This is a genomic window from Pedobacter sp. 01T416_2 (genome assembly GCF_056398925.1).
In genome coordinates, this window is the sequence record NZ_JBFTQI010000574.1 from 1 (window position 1) to 3,901 (window position 3,901).

Here is a 3,901-nt window from a genome sequence, read left to right on the forward strand (position 1 = left end):
CCGAAGAAGTGCKCAAACTCTTGTTTAATGCCGAACTTAACCGCTAACGAAGGTAAAATAGCAATGATCGCTAAAAATACTGCACCTGGGAAAGTGATTTTAGAAATTACATCATCAATAAAAGTTGATGTTGCAAAACCCGGTTTAACACCTGGGATAAAACCACCGTTTTTCTTCATATCATCACTCATTTGAGTTGGATTAACTGTAATTGCAGTATAGAAGAAAGTAAATGCGATAATTAAAAATGCGAACGTTAAGCTATAAGCCAACGAAGTTGTGTTACTGAACTGGATTAACCAAGAACCTTGTAATGAAGGAACAAACTGCATTAAAGCACCTGGAATAAACATTAACGCCTGAGCGAAAATGATCGGCATAACACCAGCAGCATTTACCTTTAAAGGAATGTACTGACGGACACCACCAAACTGGCGGTTACCAACTATTTTCTTTGCGTACTGTACAGGTACTTTACGTACACCTTGAACAATTAAAATGGTAAACATTACCACAGCAAATAATGCAACGATCTCTAAAACCAATGCCACCGGGCCTCCACCTTCACTAGATGAGCCTACACGTGCACTAAATTCTTGAGAAATTGCAACTGGTAAACGGGCAATAATACCAACCATAATGATTAGTGATGTACCGTTACCAATACCTTTATCAGTAATTTTTTCGCCCAACCACATTACAAATAATGTACCTGCTGTTAATACAAACGTAGATAACACTAAGAATAAAGTATTTGGCAATAAAATAGCTTCTGCGGGAACTTGCGTTTTAACGTAACCAACAGATTGAACGATTGTGATCGCTACCGTTAGGTAACGGGTAATCTGGTTCATTTTCTTTCTACCACTTTCGCCCTCTTTCTGCATTTTTTGGAAAGAAGGAACAGCAATACCCAATAGTTGCACCACAATCGATGCAGAGATATAAGGCATTACCCCCAACGCTAAAATAGACACACGAGAGAAAGAACCTCCGGCAAACATATCTAGTAAGCCTAAGATTCCTGATTTTTCGTTATTGCCTAAAGCAGTTGGATCTACACCTGGTAAAACCACGTGAGATACGAAACGGTATACCAAAAGAATTAAGAGCGTAAACAATATACGCTCTTTTAATTCCTGAATTTTCCAGATATTACTTAAAGTAGTAAATAGCTTCTTCATTTAATAATTACAATTTTACAATAGAACCACCTGCGGCTTCAATAGCTTTTTGTGCGGTTGCAGAGAACGCATGTGCTGTAATTTCTAGCTTTGCTTTAACTTCACCACGACCTAAAATTTTAACTAAGTCATTTTTAGAAGCTAAACCATGTGCTTGTAAAGCAGCGAAATCGATAGTTGTTAAGCTGTGTTTTTCAGCTAAAGCTTGTAAAACATCTAAGTTTACGCCAACATATTCTGTACGGTTGATTGGTTTGAAACCAACTTTAGGCACACGACGTTGTAAAGGCATTTGACCACCTTCGAAACCGATTTTGGTTTTGTGACCTGAACGAGAACCCGCACCTTTGTGACCACGAGTTGAAGTACCGCCACGACCAGAACCTGTACCACGACCAATTCTTTTGCTGTTTTTTGTAGAACCTACTGCAGGTTTTAAATTACTTAAATTCATTTTTTTGAATTTGTGTTGCCCTTCGCTTTCACTAAACAGGTACAACGATTAAACATATATAAAGGTAGTACGGCTTTTACCCATACTACCTTTAAAACTTTTACTAGATTGCTTCGATTGCTACCAAATGGTTCACTTTGCGAACCATACCGATAATTTGCGGAGTAGCTTCAACCTCAACACTTTGGTTCATTTTAGATAAACCCAAAGCCTGAACGGTTCTTTTTTGGCGCTCGCTTCTGTCGATAACGCTTTTTACTTGTGTTATTTTGATCTTAGCCATGATATTATCCGTTAAATACTTTGTTTAAATCTATACCACGAGTTTGAGCTACTGTATAAGCATCACGCATTTTAGTTAATGCATCAACAGTTGCTTTTACTACGTTGTGTGGGTTAGATGATCCTTTAGATTTTGCCAATACGTTATGCACGCCAGCACTCTCTAATACAGCACGCATCGCACCACCAGCAATTACTCCGGTACCTACTGCAGCTGGTTTGATTAAAACAAAACCACCTGAGAATTTACCGATTTGCTCGTGAGGAACAGTACCGTTTAAAATTGGAACTTTTACCAAGTTCTTTTTAGCATCATCCACACCTTTAGCGATTGCTTCAGTTACCTCTTTCGCTTTACCTAAACCGAAACCAACAACACCGTTTYCATCACCTACAACAACAATTGCTGAGAAGCTGAAAGTACGGCCACCTTTGGTTACTTTGGCAACGCGTTGTATACTAACCAAACGATCCTTTAATTCGATATCGGTGGTTTTTACTCTTTTTATATTAATAGTTGACATCTTACTTTTTCTTCAGATTAAAATACTAAACCAGCTTCGCGGGCACCCTCTGCCAACGATTTTACACGACCGTGGTATAAATAGCCATTTCTATCGAAAACAACTTCTTTAACACCTGCAGCGATTGCTTTTTCGGCAACTAATTTGCCTACTGCAACCGACTGATCGCTTTTGTTTCCAGTACCAGTAAAATCTTTCGATAATGATGATGCTGATGCTATTGTTTTACCGGTTACATCGTTAATTACCTGCGCATAAATCCCTTTATTGCTTCTATATACAGATAACCTTGGACGTTCTTCCGAACCGGTAAGTCTTTTTCTGATCCCTTTTTTAATACGATCTCTTCTTGATAATTTTTTACCTGCCATGATTACTATTTTTTAGATGCTGATTTACCTGCTTTTCTTCTTAACRCTTCACCTACAAACTTGATACCTTTACCTTTATATGGCTCTGGTGCACGTAACGAACGGATTTTCGCTGCTACTTGACCGATCAATTGTTTGTCAATACTTTCTAAAATGATTTTAGGAGTCTGACCTTTTTCTGAAGATGTAGTTACTTTAATCTCTTCTGGTAACTGGAATACATAGTGGTGAGAATAACCTAAAACTAGATCTAGTGTGTTACCTTGGTTTGTAGCACGGTAACCAACACCTACTAATTCTTGAGTTAATTTATAACCTTCTGTAACACCAACAACCATGTTGTTAAGCAATGAGCGATATAAACCGTGTAATGCTTTGTGTTTCTTTTGTTCTGAAGGACGTTGAACTGTTAAAATTCCGTCTTCCTGACTTACAGTGATATCTGAATCTACTGCTTGTGTTAATTCACCTTTAGGACCTTTTACACTTACTACGTTATCTTTTGATACGGTAATTGTAACACCTGCAGGGATTGTAATTGGGGCTTTTCCTATTCTTGACATTGTGCTGTTCTCCTAATATTAATAAACGTGACACAATACCTCACCACCAATGTTTAATTTGGCTGCTTCTTTATCGGTCATTACACCTTTAGAAGTAGATAAGATTGCGATACCTAAACCGTTTAATACTCTTGGCATATTTTCAACACCAGCATAGTTTCTCAAACCTGGTTTACTTACTCGCACTAATGTACGAATAGCAGGAACTTTAGTAATTGGATTGTATTTCAAAGCAATTTTAATTGTGCCTTGAACTGTAGTATCTTCAAACTTGTAGTTCGCGATGTAACCTTTGTCAAAAAGAACTTTAGTAATTTCTTTTTTAAGGTTTGATGCAGGAATTTCTACAACACGGTGGTTGGCCTTAATGGCATTCCTTACTCTTGTTAAATAATCTGCTATTGGATCTGTATTCATTTTTTATTGTTTTTGATAGTGGTTTCCTTCTGCTACCCAGCTGTGGGACCTGCTACCGGTTAAAATTCTTTTAAAAGCAAAAAGACTAAAGCACAAAGACTAAAGC

At 37.6% G+C, this 3,901-nt stretch carries 7 protein-coding genes; all 7 read right to left on the bottom strand.

The features are described 5' to 3' along the window. On the bottom strand, positions 1-1,184 hold a 1,184-nt coding region (secY, locus tag AC1DPQ_RS20510; protein WP_477610712.1), incomplete at its 3' end, for a preprotein translocase subunit SecY. 7 nt (positions 1,185-1,191) lie between these two features. After that, positions 1,192-1,638, bottom strand: a complete 447-nt coding sequence (gene rplO, locus AC1DPQ_RS20515) for a 50S ribosomal protein L15 (RefSeq protein ID WP_025145210.1) — start codon at positions 1,636-1,638, stop codon at positions 1,192-1,194. Positions 1,639-1,741: 103 nt separating this feature from the next. Then, the gene (rpmD, locus tag AC1DPQ_RS20520) at positions 1,742-1,921 is read right to left on the bottom strand and encodes a 50S ribosomal protein L30 (RefSeq protein ID WP_010599892.1); all 180 of its coding nucleotides are present in this window, start codon (positions 1,919-1,921) and stop codon (positions 1,742-1,744) included. Between the two features lie 4 nt (positions 1,922-1,925). Further along, on the bottom strand, positions 1,926-2,444 hold the full coding sequence (rpsE, locus tag AC1DPQ_RS20525) for a 30S ribosomal protein S5 (RefSeq protein WP_477610713.1): 519 nt from the start codon (positions 2,442-2,444) through the stop codon (positions 1,926-1,928). A 17-nt stretch (positions 2,445-2,461) separates the two neighbouring features. Then, on the bottom strand, positions 2,462-2,815 hold the full coding sequence (gene rplR, locus AC1DPQ_RS20530; protein ID WP_029278655.1) for a 50S ribosomal protein L18: 354 nt from the start codon (positions 2,813-2,815) through the stop codon (positions 2,462-2,464). Positions 2,816-2,820: 5 nt separating this feature from the next. After that, on the bottom strand, positions 2,821-3,378 hold the full coding sequence (rplF, locus tag AC1DPQ_RS20535) for a 50S ribosomal protein L6 (RefSeq protein ID WP_477610714.1): 558 nt from the start codon (positions 3,376-3,378) through the stop codon (positions 2,821-2,823). 18 nt (positions 3,379-3,396) lie between these two features. Continuing rightward, entirely contained in the window at positions 3,397-3,795 is a 399-nt protein-coding gene (gene rpsH / locus AC1DPQ_RS20540; RefSeq protein ID WP_010599896.1) for a 30S ribosomal protein S8, read from the bottom strand. Positions 3,796-3,901 lie beyond the last annotated feature (106 nt).